General features: G+C 60.9%; 23 protein-coding genes and 1 pseudogene. 11 read left to right on the forward strand and 13 right to left on the reverse strand.

The genetic code is table 11. From position 1 onward, the window contains the following. Positions 1–334: 334 nt before the first annotated feature. The 3 genes from CER19_RS19600 to CER19_RS19610 all read right to left on the reverse strand — a co-directional run bounded on the left by CER19_RS19600 (position 335) and on the right by CER19_RS19610 (position 3,587). A complete protein-coding gene (locus tag CER19_RS19600; RefSeq protein ID WP_116667639.1) occupies positions 335–793 on the reverse strand; it encodes a transposase in 459 nt (152 codons plus the stop codon). Between the two features lie 213 nt (positions 794–1,006). Next, entirely contained in the window at positions 1,007–2,167 is a 1,161-nt protein-coding gene (locus CER19_RS19605; RefSeq protein WP_116667640.1) for an MFS transporter, read from the reverse strand. A 223-nt stretch (positions 2,168–2,390) separates the two neighbouring features. Further along, positions 2,391–3,587 carry a class I SAM-dependent rRNA methyltransferase gene (locus tag CER19_RS19610; RefSeq protein WP_116667641.1) on the reverse strand — a complete coding sequence of 399 codons (1,197 nt, stop codon included), beginning with the start codon at positions 3,585–3,587 and terminating at the stop codon, positions 2,391–2,393. Positions 3,588–3,866: 279 nt separating this feature from the next. Here CER19_RS19610 and CER19_RS19615 point away from each other — a divergent pair, with 279 nt between their 5' ends. Beyond that, positions 3,867–4,679, forward strand: coding sequence for an HDOD domain-containing protein (locus tag CER19_RS19615; RefSeq protein WP_169918568.1), 813 nt, complete (start codon positions 3,867–3,869; stop codon positions 4,677–4,679). Positions 4,680–4,700: 21 nt separating this feature from the next. Further along, complete coding sequence (gene mutM / locus CER19_RS19620; RefSeq protein WP_003195148.1) at positions 4,701–5,513, forward strand: bifunctional DNA-formamidopyrimidine glycosylase/DNA-(apurinic or apyrimidinic site) lyase; 813 nt, start codon at positions 4,701–4,703, stop codon at positions 5,511–5,513. A 123-nt stretch (positions 5,514–5,636) separates the two neighbouring features. On the opposite strand, the gene CER19_RS19625 is transcribed toward mutM, so the two are convergent. The 5 genes from CER19_RS19625 to CER19_RS19645 form a co-directional block, all read right to left on the reverse strand. Further along, positions 5,637–5,888, reverse strand: a complete 252-nt coding sequence (locus CER19_RS19625; RefSeq protein ID WP_116667642.1) for a YfhL family 4Fe-4S dicluster ferredoxin — start codon at positions 5,886–5,888, stop codon at positions 5,637–5,639. 162 nt (positions 5,889–6,050) lie between these two features. Further along, positions 6,051–6,530, reverse strand: a complete 480-nt coding sequence (coaD, locus tag CER19_RS19630; RefSeq protein ID WP_003195136.1) for a pantetheine-phosphate adenylyltransferase — start codon at positions 6,528–6,530, stop codon at positions 6,051–6,053. A gap of 103 nt (positions 6,531–6,633) precedes the next feature. Continuing rightward, entirely contained in the window at positions 6,634–8,229 is a 1,596-nt protein-coding gene (locus CER19_RS19635) for a GMC family oxidoreductase (protein WP_116667643.1), read from the reverse strand. A 53-nt stretch (positions 8,230–8,282) separates the two neighbouring features. Further along, positions 8,283–8,828, reverse strand: a complete 546-nt coding sequence (locus CER19_RS19640; protein ID WP_116667644.1) for a twin-arginine translocation pathway signal protein — start codon at positions 8,826–8,828, stop codon at positions 8,283–8,285. Between the two features lie 29 nt (positions 8,829–8,857). Then, the gene (locus CER19_RS19645) at positions 8,858–10,285 is read right to left on the reverse strand and encodes a coniferyl aldehyde dehydrogenase (RefSeq protein WP_116667645.1); all 1,428 of its coding nucleotides are present in this window, start codon (positions 10,283–10,285) and stop codon (positions 8,858–8,860) included. Positions 10,286–10,430: 145 nt separating this feature from the next. Here CER19_RS19645 and CER19_RS19650 point away from each other — a divergent pair. Together CER19_RS19650 and CER19_RS19655 are read left to right on the forward strand one after the other, a co-directional pair. Further along, positions 10,431–11,101: pseudogene (locus CER19_RS19650) on the forward strand (TetR/AcrR family transcriptional regulator). Positions 11,102–11,134: 33 nt separating this feature from the next. Then, entirely contained in the window at positions 11,135–11,989 is an 855-nt protein-coding gene (locus CER19_RS19655) for a sulfurtransferase (protein ID WP_116667646.1), read from the forward strand. Positions 11,990–12,106: 117 nt separating this feature from the next. On the opposite strand, the gene CER19_RS19660 is transcribed toward CER19_RS19655, so the two are convergent. The 4 genes from CER19_RS19660 to CER19_RS19675 form a co-directional block, all read right to left on the reverse strand. Continuing rightward, positions 12,107–13,102 carry a hydrolase gene (locus CER19_RS19660; protein ID WP_116667647.1) on the reverse strand — a complete coding sequence of 332 codons (996 nt, stop codon included), beginning with the start codon at positions 13,100–13,102 and terminating at the stop codon, positions 12,107–12,109. Between the two features lie 112 nt (positions 13,103–13,214). After that, positions 13,215–13,820 carry a 16S rRNA (guanine(966)-N(2))-methyltransferase RsmD gene (gene rsmD / locus CER19_RS19665; protein ID WP_116667648.1) on the reverse strand — a complete coding sequence of 202 codons (606 nt, stop codon included), beginning with the start codon at positions 13,818–13,820 and terminating at the stop codon, positions 13,215–13,217. Next, a complete protein-coding gene (locus tag CER19_RS19670; protein WP_032894697.1) occupies positions 13,820–15,310 on the reverse strand; it encodes a pitrilysin family protein in 1,491 nt (496 codons plus the stop codon). Before CER19_RS19670 ends, rsmD begins: the two co-directional genes overlap by 1 nt. After that, positions 15,303–16,658, reverse strand: coding sequence for a pitrilysin family protein (locus CER19_RS19675; RefSeq protein ID WP_116667649.1), 1,356 nt, complete (start codon positions 16,656–16,658; stop codon positions 15,303–15,305). The genes CER19_RS19670 and CER19_RS19675 overlap by 8 nt, the downstream gene beginning before the upstream one ends. A 232-nt stretch (positions 16,659–16,890) precedes the next feature. On the opposite strand from CER19_RS19675, the gene ftsY reads away from it, so the two are divergent. The 4 genes from ftsY to rpoH all read left to right on the forward strand — a co-directional run bounded on the left by ftsY (position 16,891) and on the right by rpoH (position 20,966). Then, positions 16,891–18,294, forward strand: coding sequence for a signal recognition particle-docking protein FtsY (gene ftsY / locus CER19_RS19680; RefSeq protein WP_116667650.1), 1,404 nt, complete (start codon positions 16,891–16,893; stop codon positions 18,292–18,294). Then, entirely contained in the window at positions 18,291–18,962 is a 672-nt protein-coding gene (ftsE, locus tag CER19_RS19685) for a cell division ATP-binding protein FtsE (RefSeq protein WP_003195112.1), read from the forward strand. Before ftsY ends, ftsE begins: the two co-directional genes overlap by 4 nt. Further along, positions 18,959–19,981: a permease-like cell division protein FtsX gene (gene ftsX, locus CER19_RS19690; protein ID WP_054897584.1), complete on the forward strand. Its 1,023-nt coding sequence runs from the start codon at positions 18,959–18,961 to the stop codon at positions 19,979–19,981. The genes ftsE and ftsX overlap by 4 nt, the downstream gene beginning before the upstream one ends. A 130-nt stretch (positions 19,982–20,111) precedes the next feature. Continuing rightward, positions 20,112–20,966 (forward strand): RNA polymerase sigma factor RpoH, encoded by an 855-nt coding sequence (rpoH, locus tag CER19_RS19695; protein WP_003176698.1) that lies wholly within the window; start codon positions 20,112–20,114, stop codon positions 20,964–20,966. Positions 20,967–21,154: 188 nt separating this feature from the next. Here the strand turns inward: rpoH and mtgA are convergent, their stop codons facing one another. Then, positions 21,155–21,877 (reverse strand): monofunctional biosynthetic peptidoglycan transglycosylase, encoded by a 723-nt coding sequence (mtgA, locus tag CER19_RS19700; protein ID WP_116667651.1) that lies wholly within the window; start codon positions 21,875–21,877, stop codon positions 21,155–21,157. Positions 21,878–21,951: 74 nt separating this feature from the next. On the opposite strand from mtgA, the gene CER19_RS19705 reads away from it, so the two are divergent. The 3 genes from CER19_RS19705 (at position 21,952) to CER19_RS19715 (ending at position 23,455) form a co-directional block, all read left to right on the forward strand. Next, positions 21,952–22,326: a DUF423 domain-containing protein gene (locus tag CER19_RS19705; RefSeq protein ID WP_054897582.1), complete on the forward strand. Its 375-nt coding sequence runs from the start codon at positions 21,952–21,954 to the stop codon at positions 22,324–22,326. Between the two features lie 79 nt (positions 22,327–22,405). Beyond that, the gene (thiS, locus tag CER19_RS19710; RefSeq protein ID WP_165861651.1) at positions 22,406–22,606 is read left to right on the forward strand and encodes a sulfur carrier protein ThiS; all 201 of its coding nucleotides are present in this window, start codon (positions 22,406–22,408) and stop codon (positions 22,604–22,606) included. A 54-nt stretch (positions 22,607–22,660) separates the two neighbouring features. Continuing rightward, positions 22,661–23,455 (forward strand): thiazole synthase, encoded by a 795-nt coding sequence (locus CER19_RS19715; protein WP_116667653.1) that lies wholly within the window; start codon positions 22,661–22,663, stop codon positions 23,453–23,455.

The raw sequence follows: 23,455 nt of genomic DNA on the forward strand, positions 1-23,455 counted from the left end.
CTAAAGGGGAGTGAGCTTCTAATTGACGACTGGAACACTCAGAAAATGGCCGTGTGTCCGGAAGTTGCCACTCGCGTCGCGGGATCGCCGCTTGCTTGGGCCTCGAGCTCATAAACCCGCCGGGGGATGACTGGCGATGAATAGGGCCGATTCTACACCGCTGGTGGCTGGAGGGAATGGCCGAAACCGTGAAGATAGCGGCTACGGGACGTGCGGGCGATTGTAGGAGCGAGCTTGCTCGCGAAAAACGTCAACGATAACGCAGCGCTATCAGGTGGCCCGCGTCGTCTATTGGTTTTTCGCGAGCAAGCTCGCTCCTACAGTGGAGAGTGGGTCAGAGCCAGATGGCGTCCCATAGTGGGTACTGGCCGATATGCTCCACCAAACCTGCCCGCAAGGGATTTGCGACGATATAACGAGCCATCGTCTTCAAGTCGTCCTCCCGACGCAGCGCGCGATCAAAGTAGCCCTTTTGCCAAAGTGCCCCGTGGCAACTCCTCACTTTGTTGATGGCGTGGGCGCTTCGCGATTTGGTGATTCGCATTAGCCTCGACAAATCGCCGTTGTGCAATTCAACCAGCCAATGGAAATGGTCCGGCATCACCACCCAGGCCAGCGAAGTCGCCTCGCCGTCGTCCTGAGCCTTTCTGAATTCGCGAACAAGCAGGCGGCCAAGGCGCCAGTCCTCAAATACTATCTGTCGTTGATGGGTAACGGCAGTGAGCAGATAAATGCGGCCGGATTCTGAATAGCGGCCTTCACGCAGCCGATGTGCGTTTTGCTGGTTGGACATTCCGTCGTCCTCTTCCTGTGGGTGGAAGAGAAACGGTAGGAGGCTGCAGCGTCTATTGGCGTCTAAACACTGGTTCTGAATATGTCCCGGCTTTCTGTAGGAGCGAGCTTGCTCGCGAAAAACGTCAACGATAACGCAGCGCTATCAGGTAGCCCGCGTCGCCTATTGGTTTTTCGCGAGCAAGCTCGCTCCTACAGTGGGAATGGGAGGTCGTTAGCGTCCAACCCTGGTATTCGTCACCACGCCCCAGACGCTGAACACGATGAAGCTGATGGCGATGGTCATCAGCAGGTTGCTCCCCGCTTGGGCGAGCGCCGCGCTGCTGACGGCGGCGGTGAGGAACATGATGCTGTTGCCGGCTGAGGCGGCAGTGCCGGCGCTGCTCGAAAACAGCAACATCGCGGCGGAAATGGCGGCAGGCCTCACCAGCGTGACAGCCAGGGCGCTGATCAGCATGGGAATGAGCAAAGTGAGGGTGGTGATGGCCTCGTAGTGGATGATCAGCGCCAACAGCACGCCGGAAACACTGAGCAAGCCGAGGCCGATATTAATCTGTCGGGACAGCAAGATACGTTTTTGTAAACACGACGCTGCCACGCCGCCGAGCAAATAGGCCGCGCCGTACACCATCAGCACCAAGGCGTACTGGTACTCGGACAACTTCAATGCATCCATGAAGATCAGCGGTGTCACGCTGATCAAGGCGAAATAGCAGGCGAACACCAGCGCGGCGATCCACCAATAGCGCAGAAAGTCGCGGTTGCGGGCGACAGCCTTGAGCGTGCCGAGGATGGACACCGGCTCACGGTGCGGGCTGGCGGACTTGGAAGGCAGGATGCAGAACGCATGGATCAGCATGCCCGCAGCCATCAGTGCGAAGCCGTAGAAGCTGCCTTGCCAGTCGAAGGTGGTTTGCAGCCAGGAGCCGATCAGCGGTGACAGCGCGACAAACGAACCGCTCAAGGTCATGTAGTAAAGGCGCACACGGGCGCGATCTTGCTCTGCGAACAAGTCTTCCACCAGCGCATGGCCCAATACGAAGAAACCACAACCCATGGCCTGCACTGTGCGAAACAGCAGGAAAGTCAGGTAATCGGAGGCCATCGCGCAGCCTATTGCGCCAAATATCGACAGCGTGATGCAGCCGAGCAGCACTTCCTTGCGCCCCCATTTATCCGACAGCGGGCCGGCGACCAGTTGCGAGATCGAAAACACCAGGGTGAACAGGCTGATGGACAGTGCGATGTCTGCACTGGGCGTGTCGAATCGAGCAGATAGGGCAGGGAACGAGGGAAGCAGGATATTGATCGGGAAAAAGCTGATCAGGGAAATGCAGGTGATAAGGATAAAGCGGGAGAGGGTGGGCCCAGACATTGTTTTTGTTTTCCGGAGTAAAACCAGAAACCGATACTAGTCTGCGAAAAATGGAATTCAATCAATACCGCTGTAGGGGCCTTCCCGTATTGATGTGCGCCATCATTGTAGGAGCGAGCTTGCTCGCGAAGAACGTTAACGATAACGCAGCGCTATCAGGTAGCCCGTGGCGTCTATTCGTTCGTCGCGAGCAAGCTCGCTCCTACAGATGATTCGGTTTTAATCAGCTATTGGGTAGCAACCGGCACGTAATGCTCTTGATATAGCGGGTCTCGGCAATCGCCGGGTGCACCGGGTGATCCGGGCCTTGGCCGCCGCGTTCGAGCATCTGGATGTTGCGGTCCAGGTGGCGGGCGCTGGTCAGCAGGATGTTTTGCAGGTCGTTTTCCGGCAGGTGCATCGAGCACGAAGCGCTGACCAGAATGCCGTCTTTGCTGAGCAGGCGCATGGCTTGCTCGTTGAGGCGGCGGTAGGCGCCTTCGCCATTCTTCATGTCTTTTTTGCGTTTGATGAAGGCCGGTGGGTCGGCGACGATCACGTCGAAGCGTTCTTCGCTGGCTTTCAGTTCTTTCAGGGCTTCGAACACGTCGCCTTCGATGCAGGTCATCTTCTCGGCAACCCCGTTCAGGGCGGCGTTGCGCTCTACGCCGTCGAGGGCGAAGGCCGAGGCGTCGACGCAGAACACTTCACTGGCGCCGAACGCTGCAGCTTGCACGCCCCAGCCGCCGATGTAGCTGTACAGGTCGAGCACGCGCTTGCCTTTGGCATACGGGGCCAGGCGGGCGCGGTTCATGCGGTGGTCGTAGAACCAGCCGGTTTTCTGGCCCTGGATCACCGGGGCTTCGAATTTCACGCCGTTTTCTTCCAGCGCCACCCACTCTGGCACCAGGCCGAATACGGTTTCGACGTAGCGGTTGAGGCCTTCGGCGTCACGCGCGGCGGAGTCGTTCTTGAACAGAATGCCGCTGGGTTTGAGCACTTGGGTCAGGGCAGCGATCACGTCTTCTTTATGCGCTTCCATGGTCGCCGAAGCGATTTGTACCACCAGGATGTCGCCGAAACGGTCGACCACCAGGCCCGGCAACAGGTCGGAATCACCGTAGACCAGGCGGTAGAACGGCTTGTCGAACAGGCGATCACGCAGGGACAGTGCGACGTTGAGGCGGTGCACCAGCAGCGACTTGTCCAGCGGCAACTTGATGTCGCGCGACAGCAGGCGGGCGCAGATCAGGTTGTTCGGGCTCATGGCCACGATGCCCAGGGTCTTGCCGCCGGCTGCTTCCAGGATAGCCTGGTCGCCTGCCTGGAAGCCGTGGAGTGGGGTGGCGGCCACGTCGATTTCGTTGCTGTAGACCCACAGGTGGCCGTTGCGCAAACGACGATCGGCGTTGGCTTTGAGACGCAGGCTTGGCAGGGACATGACGTCGCTCCGGAAAAAAGAGCGGGAGTATACCCTTTGCGCACTCTTTCATGTGGGAGCTGGCTTGCCTGCGATGCGGGCGGCGCGGTGTATCTGACGTACGGCGGTGATGCAATCGCAGGCAAGCCAGCTCCCACATTTGATCGGGGTTCGGTTCGGGTTTTTGAGGTGTCGGTCAGCTTTGCTTAGAGGTTAGAATTCGCGCCTAGCCCAGAGTGTGTACTTATGTCCCAAGAGCTTTCCCCCGAGCAGATCCAACAGGCCCTGCAAGGCATCAGCGTGCCGCCCCAACCGCAAATCATGGTGGATTTGCAGATGGAGCAGTACATGCCCGACCCGGACCTGGAAGTGATTGCGCGGCTGATCTCCCAGGACCCGGGCTTGTCCGGTGCGCTGCTCAAGATCGTCAATTCGCCGTATTACGGCCTGAGCAACAAAATCGCCTCGATCCAGCGTGCGGTGAACCTGCTGGGCAGCCGTTCGATCATCAATTTGATCAACGCGCAGTCGATCAAGGGCGAGATGTGCGACGACACCATCGTCACGCTCAACCGTTTCTGGGACACCGCCCAGGATGTGGCCATGACCTGCCTCACCCTGGCCAAGCGCACCGGTTCCCAGGCCGTGGACGAAGCCTATGCCTTGGGCCTGTTCCATGATTGTGGCGTGCCGCTGATGCTCAAGCGCTTTCCCAATTACATGGCGGTGCTGGAAGAGGCCTACGCCAATGCGGGCCCGGATTGCCGCGTGGTCGACACCGAGAACAACGCGTTCCACACCAACCATGCGGTGGTTGGCTACTACACCGCCAAGTCCTGGCGCCTGCCGGAGCATGTGACCGACGCCATCGCCAATCACCACAACGCCCTGGCGATTTTCAGCGATGAGTCGTCGCGCAACCCGCAGCTCAAGAACCTGCTGGCCATTTTGAAGATGGCCGAGCATATCTGTTCGTCCTATCGCGTACTGGGCAACCAGCCGGTGGATCATGAGTGGAATGCCATCGGCCATCTGGTGCTGGATTACGTGGGCCTGTCGGACTACGACTTCGAGAGCCTGAAGTTGTCGATCCGCGAACTGGGCGCGCACTGACCCGTTATTCAAGAGGTACACATGCCCGAGTTACCAGAAGTCGAAACCACCCGACGCGGCATTGCCCCGCACCTGGAAGGCCAGCGCGTCAGCCGCGTGGTAGTGCGTGAGCGGCGCCTGCGCTGGCCGATTCCGGAAGACCTGGATGTGCGCCTGTCGGGGCAGCGCATCGTGCTGGTGGAGCGCCGGGCCAAATACCTGTTGATCAATGCCGAAGTGGGCACCTTGATCAGCCATCTGGGCATGTCGGGCAACTTGCGCCTGGTGGAAGTCGGCATGCCGGCGGCCAAGCATGAACACGTGGATATCGAGCTGGAATCGGGTATGGCCCTGCGCTACACCGACCCGCGGCGCTTCGGTGCGATGCTCTGGAGCCTCGACCCGCACAACCATGAGCTGCTGATGCGGCTGGGGCCGGAGCCGTTGACCGACCTGTTTGATGGCGAGCGCTTGTTCCAGCTGTCTCGCGGCAAGTCGATGGCGGTGAAGCCGTTCATCATGGACAACGCGGTGGTGGTGGGCGTGGGCAATATCTATGCGACAGAGGCGCTGTTTGCAGCGGGGATTGACCCGCGCCGCGCCGCCGGGGGTATTTCACGCGGGCGTTATTTGAAGCTGGCGATTGAGATCAAGCGGGTGTTGGCCGCTGCCATCGAGCGGGGCGGTACCACGTTGCGGGACTTTATCGGCGGCGATGGGCAGCCGGGGTATTTCCAGCAGGAACTGTTCGTGTATGGCCGGGGCGGCGAGGCGTGCAAGGTCTGCGGGACAGAGCTACGCAATGTGGTGCTGGGGCAGCGGGCGAGTGTGTTTTGCCCTAGGTGTCAGAGCTGATTGTTGGTTGAGGGCTGATATCGCTATCGCAGGCAAGCCAGCTCCCACATTTGGATATGTAAATACATTCAAGTGTGGGAGCTGGCTTGCCTGCGATGACGCCCTTGCAGGCACCGAAAACCTTCAGGCCTTACCGGTAATCTTGCGGTACTTCTCCATCAACTGCTCTTCATTCTCAGGGTGTGCCTCATCCAGCGGAATGCAATCCACCGGGCATACCTGCTGGCACTGCGGTTCGTCGTAGTGACCGACGCACTGGGTACACAGGTTAGGGTCGATCACGTAGATCTCTTCGCCCTGGGAAATGGCGGCGTTCGGGCACTCGGGTTCGCAGACGTCGCAGTTGATGCAATCGTCGGTGATGATCAGGGACATGGAAACTCCTGCCAGGGCACTCTGCCAAGGCATCTGAAAACTAATGCGCGCAATTGTGCCGCATTGGCGCCCGCAGTGCGAGCCTGTCTCTGTGGTGAGGGATGAAAGGATTGGGACTGCTACGCAGTCCAGCGGGAGCAAGCTCCCTCGCCACAAGCAGTCTTACTTCTTGAAGCGCAATGTCAGTGCGTCCGCCACGGCAGGATGCACGAACTTGGTGATATCTCCGCCCAAAGCGGCAATTTCACGAACCAACGTCGAGGAAATGAACGAATAACGCTCCGACGGCGTGAGGAACAGGCTTTCCACGTCCGGCGCCAATTGGCGGTTCATGTTGGCCAGCTGGAATTCGTATTCGAAGTCTGACACCGCGCGCAGGCCACGCAGGAACACATTGGCGTTCTGCTCCTTGGCGAAATGCGCCAGCAATGTCGAAAAGCCCACTACTTCCACATTCGGCAGGTGCTTGGTGACCTCTTGCGCCAGCTCCACACGCTGTTCCAGGGGAAACAGCGGGTTTTTCTTGGGGCTGGCCGCGACCGCGATGATCACATGGTCGAACAGGCGAGAGGCGCGTTCGACCAGATCGCCATGGCCTTTGGTAATCGGGTCGAAGGTACCTGGGTACAACACTCGGTTCATCGCGTCGTCCTGGCGGAGTCCGTTGGGGAACCGGATGGTATCGCAGCATTACCGGTGGGCCAAGTCGACTTATGTAGATAGATACCGTGAATACCCTGTCTTTTCATGCCGTTTTCAGACGTTCGGCCAATGCGCTCGCCAGTTGCGCGGTCAGTCCGTACACCGACAATTGCGGGTTGGCGCCAATGCTGGTGGGGAACAGCGAGCCATCGTGGATCGACAGGTTGCGTAACTGGTGATGGCGACCCAGGCTGTCGGCGACGGCATTTTTCGGATCTTCACCCATGGCGCAACCGCCCATCACATGGGCACTGCCCAGGGTGGTGCGATGCAGTTCCAGGTTCAGACCGTCGATCACGCTGCGCGCTTCGGCCAAGTTGTTCACAAAGCGCGCGTCGTGATGCAGGGGCTTGACCGATTTGGCCCCCGCCGCGAACTGAATCTCGGCCATGCTGTGGAAGGCCCGGCGCAGGCCGTCCCAGGCGTAGGGCGAGACCTGATAGTCAAGCACTGGCGTGCCGTCACCGCGTAACTCCACGGTGCCGCCCGGGCTGTCGGGGGGAAAGCCGTCGCGCAGCAGGGCGAGCATGGCGTGGGTGTGGGGTAATTGGTTCATGTCCAAGGCGTTCTGGTTGCCATAGCCACCAAACAGGGTGCTCGCCAGGCCTGGATGCAGGGGCGGTGCTTCCAGTTTGTAGGACATTTTGCCGGTAGTGCCGTCTTGCCACTGGAAATGGTCGGAGTAGATGGATTGCGGCGCACCGTAGAAGGGGTTGATCACCTCGTCGAACAGCCCGGCGGAGAAATTGACCAGGTGCAGGAAGGTGCGCTTGCCCAGCCGCGAGTGCGGGTCGGGTGCGTCGGAGCGCATCAGCAGGGCCGGGCTGTTGATGCCGCCGCCCGCCAGCACATAGTGCTTGGCCTTTACGCTGATCTTGCGCCCGGTGGGCGCTACGCAGCGCTCGTCCATGGCCACGCATTCGAGGCTGCTGATGGTGTCGCCGCTGTAGATGAGCCGTTCGGCGCGGGCCAGGTAAAGCAGTTCGCCACCCTTTTCCAGGGTGGACGGGATGGTCGTCACCAGCATCGACTGCTTGGCGTTGACCGGGCAGCCCATGCCGCAATACCCCAGGTTGAAGCAGCCGCGCACATTGCGCGGGATCACATGCCAACTGTAGCCGAGCTTTTCGCAGCCTTTGCGGATCACGTCGTTATTGGCATTCGGCGGCAGCGCCCACGGCGCGATGCCCAGGCGCTGTTCCATTTTTTCGAACCAGGGTGCCATTTCGGCGCTGCTGTGGCCTTTGACCGCATATTCGCTGGCCCAATGCGCGAGGGTAGCGTCAGGGGTGCGAAAGCTGGAGGTCCAGTTGATCAAGGTGGTACCGCCCACAGCCCGGCCCTGCAGGATGGTGATAGCGCCGTCCTTGCTCATCCGCCCGATGCCTTCCTGGTAAAGGCTGGCGTAGGCTTCGTCTTCCAGTAGCTTGAAGTCGCTGCTGGTCTTGAGCGGGCCTTCTTCGATCAGCAACACTTTGTAGCCGGCGGCGCTGAGGATTTCAGCGGTGGTACCGCCCCCGGCGCCGCTGCCGATGATGGCGACATCTGCTTCCAGGGTCAGGTCGTTATCCAGGGCGGCGCCATTGTGGGTTTTCCAGCCACGGGCCAGGCCGTCGCGGAACAGATCGGGTACGGGCATAGGTACACTCTCTTATTCTTGTAGGAAGATGCAATCTTGGGGGATTGCCCAGGCTAGATCTTGGGCGGGCCGGGGTAGCCGCAATGGGCCCAGGACTCGGGCCGGAAGTACCAGGCCATGATCACCAGCTTGAGCAGTGAGCCCTGGCCCATGCGCAGCAGGTTCAGGTAGCTGTTTTCCCAGCGGTGCAGGAAATTGCGGATCTGTTCGCTGCTGGCGTTTTCCCAACTTCCCCAGACACCGGTCAGGGGGCCGCGGGTGATGCCCATGCCCAGTACGTCGAATAATTGCTGGGTGAGCTTGAACATTTCGGGCGACAAGTGCTGCAGGCTGTAATCGAGTTTTTTCAGAGTGTCCTCAATACCGGCAAGCACGTGGTCGGCGCTGGCCGCGCCTTCCAGCAGCACCGGGATTACCGCCCGCAAGAACGGCAAGTCGCTGGTGCGCAACATCGCAAAGCCGCTGGCCGGCGTACTGCTGGAGCAACCGCTGAGGCTGGCGCCCAACCCGGCGGTGGCGAGGAAGGCGCTGGCACACAGGCCGATTTTCAAGACGCCGCGCCGTGACAGCGCGGGTGAATCAGTCAGGCTGGGGTTCATTGTTTTTATTGTCCCGAAGGTGGCGGTTATCAGCGGATAAACAGCTTCTGGATCAGCTTCTGGATCGACTTGCCATAGGGCGGGTAGATCAACTTCGCCGCGTTCAAGCGCTGTTTGACCAGCACGCCCTTCGCCTTGCTGAACGTCAGGAAACCTTCGTGACCGTGGTAATGGCCCATGCCTGACGGGCCGATGCCACCGAACGGCATATCGTCCTGAGCGACGTGCAGCAAGGTGTCGTTCAGGCACACACCTCCGGAATGGGTTTCGTGGAGCACCCGCACTTGTTCGCCTTTGTTGTAGCCGAAGTAATACAGGGCCAGCGGGCGTGGGCGCTGGTTGATGTAGGCAAAGGCTTGGTCAAGGCCGCGATACGGCACGATGGGCAAGAGCGGGCCGAAAATTTCGTCCTGCATCACGGTCATGTCGTCGCTGACATTCAGCAGCAGGCTGTGGGCCATTCGCCGAGCCTGGCCTTGCTCGTACAGCGGGATCAGAGTGGCACCCTTGTCGGTGGCGTCCTTGGCGTAGGCATTGAGCCGGGCCAGTTGGCGCTCGTTGATGATGGCGGTGTAGTCCGGGTTGTCGGCCAGCGTCGGATAAAACCCGCGCACGGCTTTGGAATACGCCTCGACAAAGCCCTCCACGCGATCTTCCGGTACCAGCACATAATCCGGTGCCACGCAGGTTTGCCCGGCGTTCAAGGTTTTGCCGAAGGCGATGCGTTCGGCGGCGTCCTTGAGTGACACATCGGCCGAGACAATGGCTGGCGATTTGCCGCCCAGCTCCAGAGTCACCGGCGTGAGGTTTTCTGCCGCCGCACGCATCACGTGCTTGCCTATGCTGGTAGCGCCGGTGAACAGCAGGTGATCGAAGCGCAACTTGGAAAACGCCATACCCACGTCAGCTTCCCCCAGCACGACGCACACCAGGTCCTCGGGGAAGATCTTGGCCAGCAACGCCTTGAGCAGCTCACCGGTGGCCGGCGTGGACTCGCTGAGCTTGAGCATCACCCGGTTACCGGCAGCCAACGCTCCCACCAACGGGCCGATGGCCAGGTACAACGGGTAGTTCCACGGCACGATGACGCCGACGACGCCCAGTGGCTGGTAAATGACTTTGGCTGAGGCGGGCTGGAAGGCAATGCCTACAGCGCGGCGGGAAGGTTTCATCCAGCGCTTGAGGTGTTTGCTGGCATAGTGAATGCCATGCAGGCTGGGCATCAATTCGGCGAACAGGGTTTCGTCGGCGCTGCGATGGCTGAAGTCTTGGCTGATTGCATTGATCAGTGCCTGGCGTTCGTCGCTCAGCAGATCCCGCAAAGCCTTGAGCCATTGCTGGCGCTGCCCGGCCGGCGGCATCGGGTTGGCGGCATAGGCGCGGCGTTGGGCGTCGAACAGGTCCTGGAGTTGATCCAGCGCCTGGGAGTCTTGCAGGTAGGCAACGTTGGCAGACATGGCGCGGCACCGATTGTTATTGGTCTGCCTGGATTTTTAGAGTCATTGCTCTAAATTGTCAAATAACATTGCAGTAACATCCAGATTTATCCTGGCCGGGTTAGGCCGTAAGATGCCCCATCCCGTGTATAGAAGCTGATCCCCTATGGCACCACGAGTAAAGACCAGCGAGCGCATTGTGCAAACCAGCCTGGAGCTTTTTAACCAGCAGGGCGAGCGCAGTATCAGTACCAACCACATTGCCGCCCACATGGAAATTTCCCCGGGCAACCTGTACTACCACTTCCCTAACAAGCAGGCGATCATCGCCGTGCTGTTCCGCGAATATGAAGCGTTGGTAGACAGTTTCCTGCGCCCACCCCAGGGACGCACGATGGTGGTGGAGGATAAACGCTTTTACCTGCAAGCCGTATTGGCCGGCATGTGGCGTTATCGCTTCCTGCACCGTGACCTTGAACACCTGCTGGAGAGCGACCCGGAACTGGCGACCGGCTACCGGCGGTTTTCCCAGCGTTGCCTGATCCAGGGCGGCGCGATCTCCAAGGCTTTGTCGATGCCGGCATCCTCAATATGGACCCGGTGCAAACCGAAGCCCTGACCCTGAATGCCTGGATCATCCTCACCTCGTGGGTGCGCTTTTTGTGCACCACCAATGAAAAATCCACCCACCTGAGCGCCGAGGCGATCAAGCGTGGGGTCTATCAGGTGCTGGTGCTGGAGGCGGGGTTTGTCACGCCGCAGGCCAAAGAGGCGGTGGACGCCTTGTTCAAAGAGTTTTACGTGCCGTTGAATCAGGCACTGGAAGAAGTGAAGTAAGACCTTTCCCCTTTGTATTCACAGGAGTCAGTCATGCCGCTTGCCCAACTGATCAGCCCCCAGCAATTGGCCGAGCGCCAACAGTCGAGCGGGTGGGTGATCCTGGATTGCCGCTTTGCTCTGGAAGACCCGGACTACGGCTTGTGCAGTTACGCCGAAGGGCATATCGAGGGCGCGCAATACGCGGACCTGGAGCGCCACCTGAGCGGCCCGGTGACCAAGGGCGTGACCGGTCGTCATCCTTTGCCGGCGGCGGACACGTTCGCCAGGCAACTGCGGGCCTGGGGCATCAGTGCCGACACCGATGTGGTGCTGTATGACGACGGCCCCGGTGCCTACGCCGCCCGTGCCTGGTGGCTGCTGGCCTGGCTGGGCAAGCGTGATGGCGTGTTTATTCTGGATGGTGGCCTCAAGGCCTGGCATGCCGCCGGTTTCCCCCTGAGCCTGGACGCGCCTGTGGTTGAGCCAGGTACCTTCGCCGGTACGCCGGATCATCGTCTGTTGCTGGATGCCGAACACCTGCAAAAACGCCTGGGCCAACCCGGCCTGACCTTGATCGACGCCCGCGCCCAGCAGCGTTTTCGTGGCGAAGTAGAGCCCATCGACCCGATTGCCGGGCATATCCCTGGCGCGCAATGCGCGGCGTTCAGTGAAAACCTGGGCAGCGACGGCCGCTTCCTGCCAGCCGAGCAGCTCAAGCAGCGCTTTGCCGCGCAGTTGCAAGGGCGCCCGGCGCAGGAATTGGTGGCGTATTGCGGGTCTGGGGTGACGGCGTGCCATAACCTGTTTGCGTTGAGCCTGGCGGGGTACCCGTTGGGCAAGTTGTATGCGGGGTCGTGGAGTGAGTGGATTACTGATCCCGCTCGGGAAATAGCAACGGGCGACTAAGGCTCGATCTGCAAACCCAATCAAATGTGGGAGCGGGCTTGCTCGCGAATGCAGGGTGTCAGTCGATACAAGTTTGACTGATACACCGCATTCGCGAGCAAGCCCGCTCCCACATGTTTAACCGCGTTGTGTCAGTAACCAGGCAGGTATCCGGCGTTCCAGGTAGTAACCAGGGCGCTTCAGCGAACCCTCCACAAACCCCACATGCCCACCCTTTGCCAACAGCTCAAACTCAGTGCAAGCCGATAGTTCACTCGCTTCTGGCAAGCTGTGCGCAAACACAAACGGGTCATCGGCCGCCTGGATAATCAACGTAGGCGTACGGATATCGCCCAGGTAATAACGGCTCGATGCACGGCGATAATAGTCTTCAGCACTGATGAAACCATGCAGCGGCGCGGTTACCCGCCCGTCGAAGTCCCAGAACGTGCGCATCTTTTCCAGGGAGCCAAGGGCCTCCAGGGTTTTGAGCCCATCCTCACGACCGTCCTGCAGGAATTGGCGCTGCTTGACGCGGATATACGCCAGCATCTCGCGCATGAAGTGCTTCTGATACACCCGCGAGAACCCCAGGCCAATGCGATCGGCGCATTGATCCAGGCGAAACGGCACCGACACCGCCGCCGCCCCCTGCAAGCCCGAAGCCTTGCCGGTTTCCCCCAGATGCTTGAGCAACACATTGCCACCCAGGGAATAACCCACCGCATACAAGGGCGCCAACGGCCGCTTGGCGCGCAGATGAGCAATCGTCGCCGCCAGGTCTTCGCTGGCGCCGGAGTGATAACTGCGAGCCAGCAGGTTGGGTTCGCCCGAGCAACCACGCCAGTTCAACGCGGCACTGGCCCAGCCTTGGGCGGCCAGGACTTTTTGCAGGCCGGCCACGTAGGGCGAATTGGACGAGCCGGTCAGCCCATGCAGCACCAGCACCAAGGGCGCTTGCACGTCATGCGGCCCGTGCCAGTCAAGATCAAGGAAGTCGCCATCTTCCAGCCACAGGCGTTCACGCTGGCGCTCGATGTGGGTCGTCGGCCGCCACAGCGGCCCCCACAGTGTCTGCAAGTGGGGGTTGCCAAGGCCGAAGGCGGGTTTGAAGCGGTCTGTAGATGGAATCATGAATTACCCGCTGCCGTGTAGGAGCGAGCTTGCTCGCGAAAAACGTTAACGATAACGCAGCGCTATCAGACAGCCCGTGTCGCCTGTTCGATCTTCGCGAGCAAGCTCGCTCCTACAGGGTGCGATGCCACAACGCGTAATACACCCGCCCGGACTTCTGCTCCCGGTGCAGGCGCCAGCCACTTGGCAGGCCGAGCGTGGAGGGCGCGGTCTCGCTCTCAGTGTAGATCCAGGCATCCGGTGCCAGCCACTGGCGTTCTTCCAGCAGGGTGCAGACGGCCGGCAGCAGGTTCTGGTTGAACGGTGGGTCGAGGAACACCACGTCGTATTCAGTCGCCGCCTGGGTTTCCAGGTAGCGCAGCGCGTCGGCCGTCTGCACCTGGCCGGTGGTGCAACGCAGCGTGCCCAGGTGCTCCTTGAGGCTGGACACTGCCACATTGCTGGCGTCCAGCGCCTGGCCCTGGGCCGCGCCACGGGACAGCGCCTCCAGGAACAGCGCGCCGCTGCCGGCGAACGGGTCCAGCACCTTGGCCCCGCCAATGTACGGCGCGAGCCAGTTGAACAGGGTTTCACGCACGCGATCGGGCGTCGGGCGCAGGCCCACGACGTCGGGGAAGCTCAGCTTGCGGCTGCCCCATTCACCGCCAATGATGCGCAGTTGGCCCACACCGTTATGCACGTTGTGGACAGGTTTTTTCGGGCGAGATGAACTGGCCATTAATGCTCCGGAACCCCGAGCGGCTGCTCGGCAGGTTTATCAGTGGGGGGCGGTAGTGGCTTTTGCGCAATCGTCGGGCCGGCGGTCACGATGACCATCTTGTCGGCGCTCAAGTGTTTGTTCATTGCAGCCTTGACCTGATCGACGGTCAGGGCCTGGGATTGTTTCATGAAATCTTCCAGATAGCTCAGCGGCAAGTTGTAGAAACCCATGGCGCCCAACTGCCCGACGATATCGGCATTGCTTGCGGTGGACAGCGGGAAGCTGCCGGCCAGCTCGCGCTTGGCGTCATCCAGTTCCTTTTGCGTCGGGCCGGTCTTGAGGTAGTCAGCCAGCACGTCCTCCACCAGGCGCAAGGTACCACCGCTCATTTCGGCGCGGGTCTGCAGGTTGATCATGAACGGGCCGCGCACCTGCATCGGCGAGAAACCGGAGTAAACGCCGTAGGTCAGGCCGCGTTTCTCTCGCACTTCGCTCATCAAACGGGTGCCGAAGCCGCCGCCGCCAAGGATCTGGTTGCCCAGGGACAAGGCTGCGTAGTCCGGGTCGGCACGGTCAATGCCCAACTGCGCAAACAGCAGGTGGGTTTGCTTGGACGGGAACTCGATACGGCTCAGGCCGGCTTTTGGCTCGGTCGGCTGGGCGATCTTGGCCATGGCCGGGCCCTTGGGCAGCGACGCGGACACCTTGGCCGTCATGGCTTCAGCTTCGGCGCGGGTCAGGTCGCCCACCACCGCAATCACCGCGTTACCCGCTGCATAGGCCTTGGCGTGGAACGCCTGCAACTGCGCCAGGGTAATCTTCGGCACGCTCTCGGGGGTGCCTTCGCTCGGGTGTGCGTAAGGGTGGTCGCCGTACAGGCGCTTGAACAGTTCGATGCTCGCCAGTTTGCCGGGGTTCTGCTTCTGGTACTCGAAACCGGCCAGGATCTGGTTCTTGATGCGTGCCAGTGAGTCTGCCGGGAAAGTCGGCTGGCCGATCACCTGGTTGAACAGTGACAGGGCGGCGTCGCGCTTGGCGCTGTCGCTCAGGCTGCGTAGGGTCACCAGCGCCATGTCGCGGTAGGCGCCGTTGCCGAAATCGGCCCCCAGGCCTTCGAAGCCACTGGCGATCTGGCTGACGTCCTTGCCCGGCACGCCTTCGTTGAGCATGGCGTTGGTCATCAACGCCAGGCCTGGCACGTCGCCATCCTGGCTGCTGCCGGCGGCGAACAGCAGGCGCATGTCGAACATCGGCAACTCATGGGCTTCGACGAACAGTACCTTGGCGCCTTCGGCGGTGGTCCAGGTTTGTACGTCGAGCTTGCGGTTGGTCGGTGCCTTGCCATCCAGTTCCGCCAGGGACTGCAGGGTGCTGGCTGTTTGAGCCTTGTCCAGGGCCTGGCTGGCGACCGACTCGCTGGGGCGCAAGAAGTAAACGGCGCTGGCCGCCATCAGGGTGACGGCGATCAGGCCGGGCAGGATCAGGCGGCTGTTTTTGCGATCACTCATGAGCGGTCTCCTCTGGCAAAACATGGGCGACGCTCAGACGTTCGCGGGTGAAATAGGTGCGTGCAGCCTTCTGGATATCGTCTGGGGTCACGCTTTGCAGGTCGGCAAGCTCCGTGTCCATGAGTTTCCAGGACAGGCCGACGGTTTCCAGGGAGCCGATGGCCGTGGCCTGGCTGGTGATGGAATCACGCTGGTACACCAGGCCGGCAATCACCTGGGCACGGATGCGCTCCAGTTCTTCGGCGGTCGGCGGCTTGGCCTTCAACTCATCGAGCAGGCGCCACAGGCCGGCTTCGGCTTGGGCGACGGTTTTCTTCTTCTGCTGGTTCGGCGTGGCCGAGAGGGTGAACAGGCTATCGCCACGGGTATAGGCGTCGTAGTTGGTGGAAGCCGCGGACACAAGCTCCTCACCGCGCTCCAGTTGCTCGGAGATCCGTGCACTGTAGCCGCCGTCCAGCAGGGCTGAGATCAGGCGCAGGGCCTGCACCGAGCGTTTGTCTTCGGCGGTGGCCAGGCCGGGCACGTTGAAGCCCAGGAACACGCTCGGCAGTTGGGTCTGTACGTGCAGGGTCAGCAGGCGCTCGCCGGGCTCGGCCAGTTCCATCGGGATTTTTGCCGGCGGCACGTCACGCTTGGGGATCGGGCCGAAGTAACGTTGGGCGAGGTTTTTCACCTCGTCCGGGGTCACGTCGCCGACCACCACCAGCGTGGCGTTGTTCGGCACGTACCAGGATTGGTACCAGTGGCGCAGTTCCTCGACCTTCATGCGGTCCAGATCGGCCATCCAGCCGATGGTCGGCGTGTGGTAGCCACTGGCCGGGAACGCCATGGCCTTGAAGCGCTCGAACGCCTTGGACATGGGGTTATCGTCGGTGCGCAGGCGGCGTTCTTCCTTGATTACCTCGATTTCACGGCTGAACTCGTCGGCCGGCAGGCGCAGACTGGCCATGCGGTCGGCTTCCAGCTCGAAGGCCACACCCAGGCGATCACGGGCCAATACCTGGTAATACGCGGTGTAGTCGTCGCTGGTGAAGGCGTTTTCTTCGGCGCCCAGGTCGCGCAGGATCAGCGAGGCTTCGCCGGGGCCAACCTTGGCGCTGCCCTTGAACATCATGTGTTCCAGGGCGTGGGACAAACCGGTCTGGCCCGGGGTTTCGTAGCTTGAGCCAACCTTGTACCAGACCTGGGAAACCACCACCGGCGCACGATGATCTTCGCGCACGACCACTTTGAGGCCGTTATCGAGGGTGAATTCGTGGGTGGGTTGTGGATCGGCAGCCAAAGCTGAGAGAGGCAGACAAACTGTGCTGAACAGCAGGCCTGCGGCGCGGCGGGCTAGAGCATTCATTCGTTTTTAAACCTGTTGGGCTGCCCCCTTGGTCTTAGCGTCGGCGGGCGAGGAGGTGCTAGGATACTGATCCGACTTAAGGACGGCCACTGCGGCTGTCTTGTTGAGGCCCGATTTAGGCCTTACAAAATGTTGCGCATGAACGAGCTGGCTAAAAAACAGTCTGTTACGCATCGAATTTTATTTACCGACGCGCCCTGTGGCGCGTCGCTACCTTGAGATAGCCGTCTCCATGTTTGGTTCCAACGACGACAAGAAGACCCCAGCTGCGGCTGGCGAGAAGAAAGGCCTGTTCGGATGGCTGCGCAAAAAGCCGCAGGAAACCGTCGTCGAACAGCCACAGGTTCACGCTGAACCGACCCCTGAACCCGTAATAGAAGCTGAACCGGTTGCCGAGACGCCAGTTCCGGTGGTGTTGCCGATGGCTGAGCCGGTGTTGCAGCCGGTCGTCGAGGCCGAGCCGGAACCTGAGCCTGCGCCGCCCGAGCACAAGCCCTGGTTGGAGCTGCCGGTGGCCGAAGAGCCCGTGGCGTTGGTGGAGGATGTTCAGGCCGAGCACCTTGTGCCGCCGATTCCTGCGGTGGTTGAGCCGGCGCGGGTAGAGGTTGTGGCTGAAGTACCGCCCGTCGTTGAAGTACCTGCACCGGTTGCCGCCGCACCTGCTGTTATCGAGCCAGAACCCGCCGCTGCCACAATCGAAACCAGCAAAACCGGATTTTTCGCCCGCCTCAAGCAGGGCCTGAGCAAGACCAGCGCCAGTATTGGCGAAGGCATGGCCAGCCTGTTTCTGGGCAAGAAAGTCATTGATGACGAGCTGCTGGAAGACATCGAGACCCGCCTGCTCACCGCCGACGTGGGCGTCGAAGCCACCGCCGTGATCATCCAGAGTCTGACGCAAAAGGTTGCGCGTAAGCAGTTGACCGACGCCGATGCGCTGTACAAATCCCTGCAGGCTGAGCTGGCCGCCATGCTCAAGCCGGTTGAAGCGCCGCTGGTGATCACGCCGAAAAAGCCGTTCGTCATCCTCGTTGTAGGTGTAAACGGCGCTGGCAAGACCACCACCATCGGCAAACTGGCCAAGAAGCTGCAGGGTGAGGGCAAGAAAGTCATGCTCGCCGCCGGTGACACCTTCCGTGCCGCAGCCGTCGAGCAGTTGCAGGTGTGGGGCGAGCGCAACAAGATCCCGGTGATCGCCCAGCACACCGGTGCCGACTCTGCGTCGGTGATCTTCGATGCCGTGCAAGCCGCCAAGGCGCGCAACATTGATGTGCTGATCGCCGATACAGCCGGCCGCCTGCACACCAAAGACAATTTGATGGAAGAGCTGAAGAAAGTGCGCCGCGTGATCGGCAAGCTTGACGCCGATGCACCCCATGAAGTCCTGCTGGTGCTCGACGCCGGTACCGGCCAGAACGCCATCAGCCAGGCCAAGCAATTCAACCAGACCGTGCAGCTGACCGGCCTGGCATTGACTAAGCTCGACGGCACGGCCAAGGGCGGGGTGATTTTCGCCCTGGCCAAACAGTTCGGGTTGCCGATTCGTTATATCGGCGTCGGTGAAGGCATCGACGACCTGCGCACCTTTGAAGCCGAACCCTTTGTACAGGCATTGTTTGCCGAGCGGGAGCGTTCATGATTCGATTCGAACAGGTCGGTAAACGCTATGCCAACGGGCATGTGGGCTTGCATGAGCTGAGCTTTCGAGTGCGTCGCGGCGAATTCTTGTTTGTCACCGGCCATTCGGGCGCGGGCAAAAGTACGCTGTTGCGCCTGCTGCTGGCCATGGAACGCCCGACGACCGGCAAGTTGCTGCTGGCGGGCCAGGACCTGGCCACTATCAGCAATGCGCAAATTCCATTCCTGCGCCGCCAGATCGGCGTGGTGTTCCAGAACCACCAGTTGCTGTTCGACCGTACGGTGTTCAACAACGTGGCCCTGCCGTTGCAGATCCTCGGGCTGTCCAAGGCCGAGATCGTCAAGCGCGTGGATTCGGCCTTGGAGCGCGTCGCCTTGTCGGACAAGACCGACCTCTTCCCCGGCGACCTGTCCACCGGTCAGCAACAGCGTGTCGGTATCGCCCGTGCCATCGTCCATCGCCCGGCTTTGCTGCTGGCGGACGAACCCACGGGTAACCTCGACCCGCGGCTGGCGGCCGAGATCATGGGGGTGTTCGAAGACATCAACCGCCTGGGCACCAGCGTATTGATCGCCAGCCACGACCTGGCCCTGATTGCTCGCATGCGCCATCGCATGCTCACCCTGCAACGCGGCCGTCTGATCGGCGATGGGGAGGCTGGCGTATGAGTGCTACACGCAGCCCTAAAGTATCCGAACGCGTGGCGCCGAAACCGGCCGACCCACAACCGAAAAAGAAAAAACACGACGACGACGACGGCCCGGACTTCGGCACCCTGGTGCACGCCTGGATCGAAAGCCATCGCGCCAGCCTGCTGGACAGCCTGCGTCGCCTGGGCAAGCAGCCCATCGGCAGCTTTTTCACCTGCCTGGTCATGGCCGTGGCCTTGAGCCTGCCGATGGGCTTGTCGCTGTTGCTTAATAATGTGGAGCGCCTGGGCGGTTCCTGGCAGCGGGCGGCGCAGATTTCGCTGTACCTGAACCTGGACACCAGCAGCAAGGAAGGCGAAGCGCTGCGCGACGACATCAAGAACATCCCGGGGGTAGCCGAGGCCGAGTACATCAGCCGCGACCAGGCCCTCGAAGAGTTCCAGCAGCAATCCGGCCTGGGCGAGGCGCTCAAGGAGCTGCCGCAGAACCCGCTGCCGGGCGTGGTGCTGGTAACGCCGAACGAGGTCGACAAGCCGGCGCTGGAAGCCCTGCGACAAAAACTCGCAGAGATGCCGAAGGTGCAACAGGCGCAACTTGATCTAGTCTGGGTGGAGCGCCTGGCCGCAATCCTCAAGCTGGGTGACCGCTTTGTGTTCGGCCTGACGGTGTTATTAGTGTCTGCATTACTTTTGGTGATAGGTAATACCATTCGTCTTCATATTGAAAACCGTCGCACCGAGATAGAAGTGATTAAACTGGTGGGCGGCACAGACAGCTATGTGCGTCGGCCTTTCCTGTACATGGGCGCGCTGTATGGCCTGGGTGCGGGGATCTTGTCCTGGGGCGTACTGGCGTTTGGCCTGGATTGGTTGAACGACGCGGTTGTCGGCCTGGCCGGGCTCTACGGCAGTGATTTCGCACTGGCCGGTGTGCCGGTAGCCGATGGTCTGAGTCTCTTGCTTGGCGCGGTGTTGTTGGGGTATATCGGTGCGTGGATTGCGGTGGCACGGCATTTACGTGAGCTGGCGCCGAAGTAGTTAATGCCAGATTAATCTGGTTTCGTTTGTATTGACCGTATCAGCGGTTTAGGGAACTTGTCCTACGGTTCCCAGGTCAATTTTCGCAGTGCTGAACTGCACGAGTTATGTGAGTCGGAGGTTTTTTCGTATGACCACTTCTTTGCAACCTGCTTATGCCTTGGTCCCGGGTGCGAACCTGGAGGCCTATGTGCACACGGTCAACAGCATTCCATTGCTGACGCCCGAGCAGGAGCGTGAACTGGCCGAGAGTCTCTACTATGAGCAGGATTTGGGGGCGGCTCGGCAGATGGTGCTCGCCCACCTGCGTTTTGTCGTACATATCGCCCGTAGCTATAGCGGCTACGGTCTGGCCCAGGCCGACCTGATTCAGGAAGGCAACGTTGGCCTGATGAAGGCAGTGAAGCGTTTCAACCCTGAAATGGGCGTGCGCCTGGTGTCGTTTGCCGTGCACTGGATCAAGGCGGAAATCCACGAGTTCATCCTGCGCAACTGGCGCATCGTGAAAGTGGCCACCACCAAGGCCCAGCGCAAGCTGTTCTTCAACCTGCGCAGCCAGAAAAAACGCCTGGCGTGGCTGAACAACGAAGAAGTCCACCGCGTGGCCGAAAGCCTCGGCGTGGAGCCGCGTGAAGTGCGCGAGATGGAAAGCCGCCTGACCGGCCATGACATGGCCTTCGACCCAGCCGCCGAAGCGGATGACGACAGCGCCTTCCAATCGCCGGCCAACTACCTGGAAGACCACCGGTACGACCCGGCGCGTCAACTGGAAGACGCCGACTGGAGCGACAACTCCAACCACAATCTGCACGAAGCGCTGGAAGTGCTGGACGACCGCAGCCGTGACATTCTCTACCAGCGTTGGCTGGCAGAAGAAAAAGCCACGCTGCACGACCTGGCGCAGAAGTACAACGTGTCGGCCGAGCGGATTCGTCAGCTTGAGAAAAGCGCGATGAACAAGCTGAAGTTGTCGATCGCCGCCTAACACGCAGCGAACAAAAAATGCCCCGGTCGAAAGATCGGGGCATTTTTGTATGTGCTCGTAAAGTCTCAAGCCCAACTCGGTTTAATGTGGGAGCTGGCTTGCCTGCGATGAGGCCGTGTCAGATGAAGCATGGGTTACTGACCCACCGCTATCGCAGGCAAGCCAGCTCCCACAGGTCCCGTATTGTGTCAGTCGGACCAGGGTGCCTTTCGAGAGTTGTTCAGCTCCATCAGGTAACCCTCCCCACCCAGCTGGCTCATCTGCTGACGAATCCACGCCGCTCGCCGTGCCACATAAGCTGTGGGATGACTGGCACTCCACACCCGTGGATTGGGCAACACCGCCGCCAGGTAACTGGCCTGCTGCCGCGAAAGTCCCTTGGCACTCACGCCAAAATGGTGCCGCGCCGCTGCCTCTGCGCCAAACACGCCTTCATCCCATTCCACGCTGTTGAGGTACACCTCAAGAATCCTCTGCTTGGGCCACAACACCTCGATCAAGCCGGTAAACCAAGCCTCCAGGCCTTTGCGCAAATAGCTGCGGCCGGCCCACAGGAACAGGTTTTTCGACACCTGTTGGCTCAGGGTGCTGGCACCGCGAATCGAGCCGCCGCGCTCGTTGTGCAGGATCGCCGCCTGGATCGCGCCGAAATCAAAACCCCAATGTTGCGGAAAACGCTGGTCTTCACCGGCCATCACCGCCACTTTGAGGTCGTCGGAGATTTCATCCCACGGCACCCAGCTGCGTTGCAGGTCGATAGGCTCACCGTCGACCCATGACTCGACTTTGCGCTCCACCATCAGCGCAGTGAACGGTGGCGGCACCACACGAAACAGCAGCACCAGCAACACACTGCCGATGGCAAACCATTTCACGACGTTGAGAAAGCGCTTGAAGAGGACACGCAGCATAGAGATGGCTTGGCCGAACCCGTTGAGCGGGCCATTATACAGACCCTGCCCGATGAGTCTGACTGGAGTTCCCCATGCTGCGTAGCTTTCTGATGCTGGCTGCCTTTTTCGGCTTTACCGGTGTCGCCCTGGGCGCGTTCGCCGCCCACGGCCTGAAAAACCGCCTGAGCACCGACTACCTGGCGATCTTCCATACCGGCGTGACCTACCAGTTGGTGCATGCCCTGGCACTGTTCGGCGTGGCCTTGCTGGCGGCGCATATTCCGGGCCGACTGGTCACTTGGGCGGGTATTTCGTTTACCGTCGGCATCTTGCTGTTCTCGGGCAGCCTGTATGTGTTGACGATGACCGGCATCAGCAAACTGGGGATCATCACGCCGTTTGGCGGGCTGGCGTTCCTGCTTGGCTGGTTCTTCCTGGGCCTGGCGGCGTGGCGCTTGCAGCTTTGACCGCTTGACGCTTGGAGCTGACCTTCAGGTTCCAATCGCGCTAGAATGCGGGCCCCTAAAAACGATGGCGGCCCGTGGCATGCGCATTCAGTTGAACGGCGAATCCTTTGAACTGCCCGACGGCGAAACCGTTGCGGCCCTGCTGACCCGCCTGGACCTGACCGGGCGTCGCGTCGCAGTGGAGCTCAACCTGGATATCGTCCCGCGTAGCCAGCACGCCGAGACTGCGCTCACCGAAGGTGACCAGATCGAAGTGGTCCACGCCATCGGCGGCGGCTAGCCCGCCACGGGCGGAACGCATTCTGCAGAACCTCATCCAACCAGAGGATTTCCCATGAGCATCGTTCGTAGCGACAAGCCTTTCGTCCTGGCCGGTCGTACCTACCAGTCCCGTCTGCTGGTCGGCACCGGCAAGTACCGCGACATGGAAGAAACCCGCCTGGCCATCGAGGCCTCGGGTGCCGAGATCGTCACCTTTGCCGTACGCCGCACCAACCTCGGTCAGATCGAGGGCGAGCCGAACCTGCTCGAAGTGCTGTCGCCGGAGCACTACACCTTCCTGCCGAACACCGCTGGCTGCTACGACGCCATCGAAGCCGTGCGCACCTGCCGCCTGGCCCGTGAGCTGCTCGACGGCCACAACCTGGTGAAGCTGGAAGTGCTGGCCGACCAGAAAACCCTGTTCCCCAATGTGATCGAAACCCTCAAGGCCGCCGAAACCCTGGTCAAGGAAGGTTTTGACGTGATGGTCTACACCAGCGATGACCCGATCATCGCGCGCCAACTGGCAGAAATCGGCTGCATCGCGGTGATGCCGCTGGCCGGTCTGATCGGTTCCGGCCTGGGGATCTGCAATCCGTATAACCTGCAGATCATCCTCGAAGAAGCCAAGATTCCGGTACTGGTGGATGCGGGCGTGGGCACTGCCTCCGACGCGACCATCGCCATGGAGCTGGGCTGCGACGCCGTACTGATGAACTCGGCCATTGCCCATGCCCAGCAACCAATCATGATGGCCCAAGCCATGAACCACGCCATCGTCGCGGGCCGCCTGGCCTACCTCGCCGGGCGCATGCCGAAAAAACTCTATGCCAGCGCCTCTTCGCCGCTGGATGGTCTGATCAAGTAA

The organism is Pseudomonas sp. GL93, assembly GCF_003408955.1.
Lineage (GTDB): Bacteria > Pseudomonadota > Gammaproteobacteria > Pseudomonadales > Pseudomonadaceae > Aquipseudomonas > Aquipseudomonas paracarnis.

Excerpts from the sequence above, each read along its gene's own strand:
- CER19_RS19635 (WP_116667643.1), bottom strand. The coding sequence starts at position 8,229 with ATGCCCGTACCCGATCTGTTCCGCGACGGCCTGGCCCGTGGCTGGAAA.
- CER19_RS19600 (WP_116667639.1), bottom strand. The coding sequence starts at position 793 with ATGTCCAACCAGCAAAACGCACATCGGCTGCGTGAAGGCCGCTATTCA.
- ftsX (WP_054897584.1), top strand. The coding sequence starts at position 18,959 with ATGAGTGCTACACGCAGCCCTAAAGTATCCGAACGCGTGGCGCCGAAA.
- ftsY (WP_116667650.1), top strand. The coding sequence starts at position 16,891 with ATGTTTGGTTCCAACGACGACAAGAAGACCCCAGCTGCGGCTGGCGAG.
- CER19_RS19605 (WP_116667640.1), bottom strand. The coding sequence starts at position 2,167 with ATGTCTGGGCCCACCCTCTCCCGCTTTATCCTTATCACCTGCATTTCC.
- ftsE (WP_003195112.1), top strand. The coding sequence starts at position 18,291 with ATGATTCGATTCGAACAGGTCGGTAAACGCTATGCCAACGGGCATGTG.
- CER19_RS19705 (WP_054897582.1), top strand. The coding sequence starts at position 21,952 with ATGCTGCGTAGCTTTCTGATGCTGGCTGCCTTTTTCGGCTTTACCGGT.
- CER19_RS19715 (WP_116667653.1), top strand. The coding sequence starts at position 22,661 with ATGAGCATCGTTCGTAGCGACAAGCCTTTCGTCCTGGCCGGTCGTACC.
- rsmD (WP_116667648.1), bottom strand. The coding sequence starts at position 13,820 with ATGGCCAGTTCATCTCGCCCGAAAAAACCTGTCCACAACGTGCATAAC.
- mtgA (WP_116667651.1), bottom strand. The coding sequence starts at position 21,877 with ATGCTGCGTGTCCTCTTCAAGCGCTTTCTCAACGTCGTGAAATGGTTT.
- CER19_RS19640 (WP_116667644.1), bottom strand. The coding sequence starts at position 8,828 with ATGAACCCCAGCCTGACTGATTCACCCGCGCTGTCACGGCGCGGCGTC.
- rpoH (WP_003176698.1), top strand. The coding sequence starts at position 20,112 with ATGACCACTTCTTTGCAACCTGCTTATGCCTTGGTCCCGGGTGCGAAC.
- CER19_RS19610 (WP_116667641.1), bottom strand. The coding sequence starts at position 3,587 with ATGTCCCTGCCAAGCCTGCGTCTCAAAGCCAACGCCGATCGTCGTTTG.
- CER19_RS19660 (WP_116667647.1), bottom strand. The coding sequence starts at position 13,102 with ATGATTCCATCTACAGACCGCTTCAAACCCGCCTTCGGCCTTGGCAAC.
- CER19_RS19675 (WP_116667649.1), bottom strand. The coding sequence starts at position 16,658 with ATGAATGCTCTAGCCCGCCGCGCCGCAGGCCTGCTGTTCAGCACAGTT.
- CER19_RS19655 (WP_116667646.1), top strand. The coding sequence starts at position 11,135 with ATGCCGCTTGCCCAACTGATCAGCCCCCAGCAATTGGCCGAGCGCCAA.
- thiS (WP_165861651.1), top strand. The coding sequence starts at position 22,406 with ATGCGCATTCAGTTGAACGGCGAATCCTTTGAACTGCCCGACGGCGAA.
- CER19_RS19625 (WP_116667642.1), bottom strand. The coding sequence starts at position 5,888 with ATGTCCCTGATCATCACCGACGATTGCATCAACTGCGACGTCTGCGAA.
- CER19_RS19645 (WP_116667645.1), bottom strand. The coding sequence starts at position 10,285 with ATGTCTGCCAACGTTGCCTACCTGCAAGACTCCCAGGCGCTGGATCAA.
- coaD (WP_003195136.1), bottom strand. The coding sequence starts at position 6,530 with ATGAACCGAGTGTTGTACCCAGGTACCTTCGACCCGATTACCAAAGGC.
- mutM (WP_003195148.1), top strand. The coding sequence starts at position 4,701 with ATGCCCGAGTTACCAGAAGTCGAAACCACCCGACGCGGCATTGCCCCG.
- CER19_RS19670 (WP_032894697.1), bottom strand. The coding sequence starts at position 15,310 with ATGAGTGATCGCAAAAACAGCCGCCTGATCCTGCCCGGCCTGATCGCC.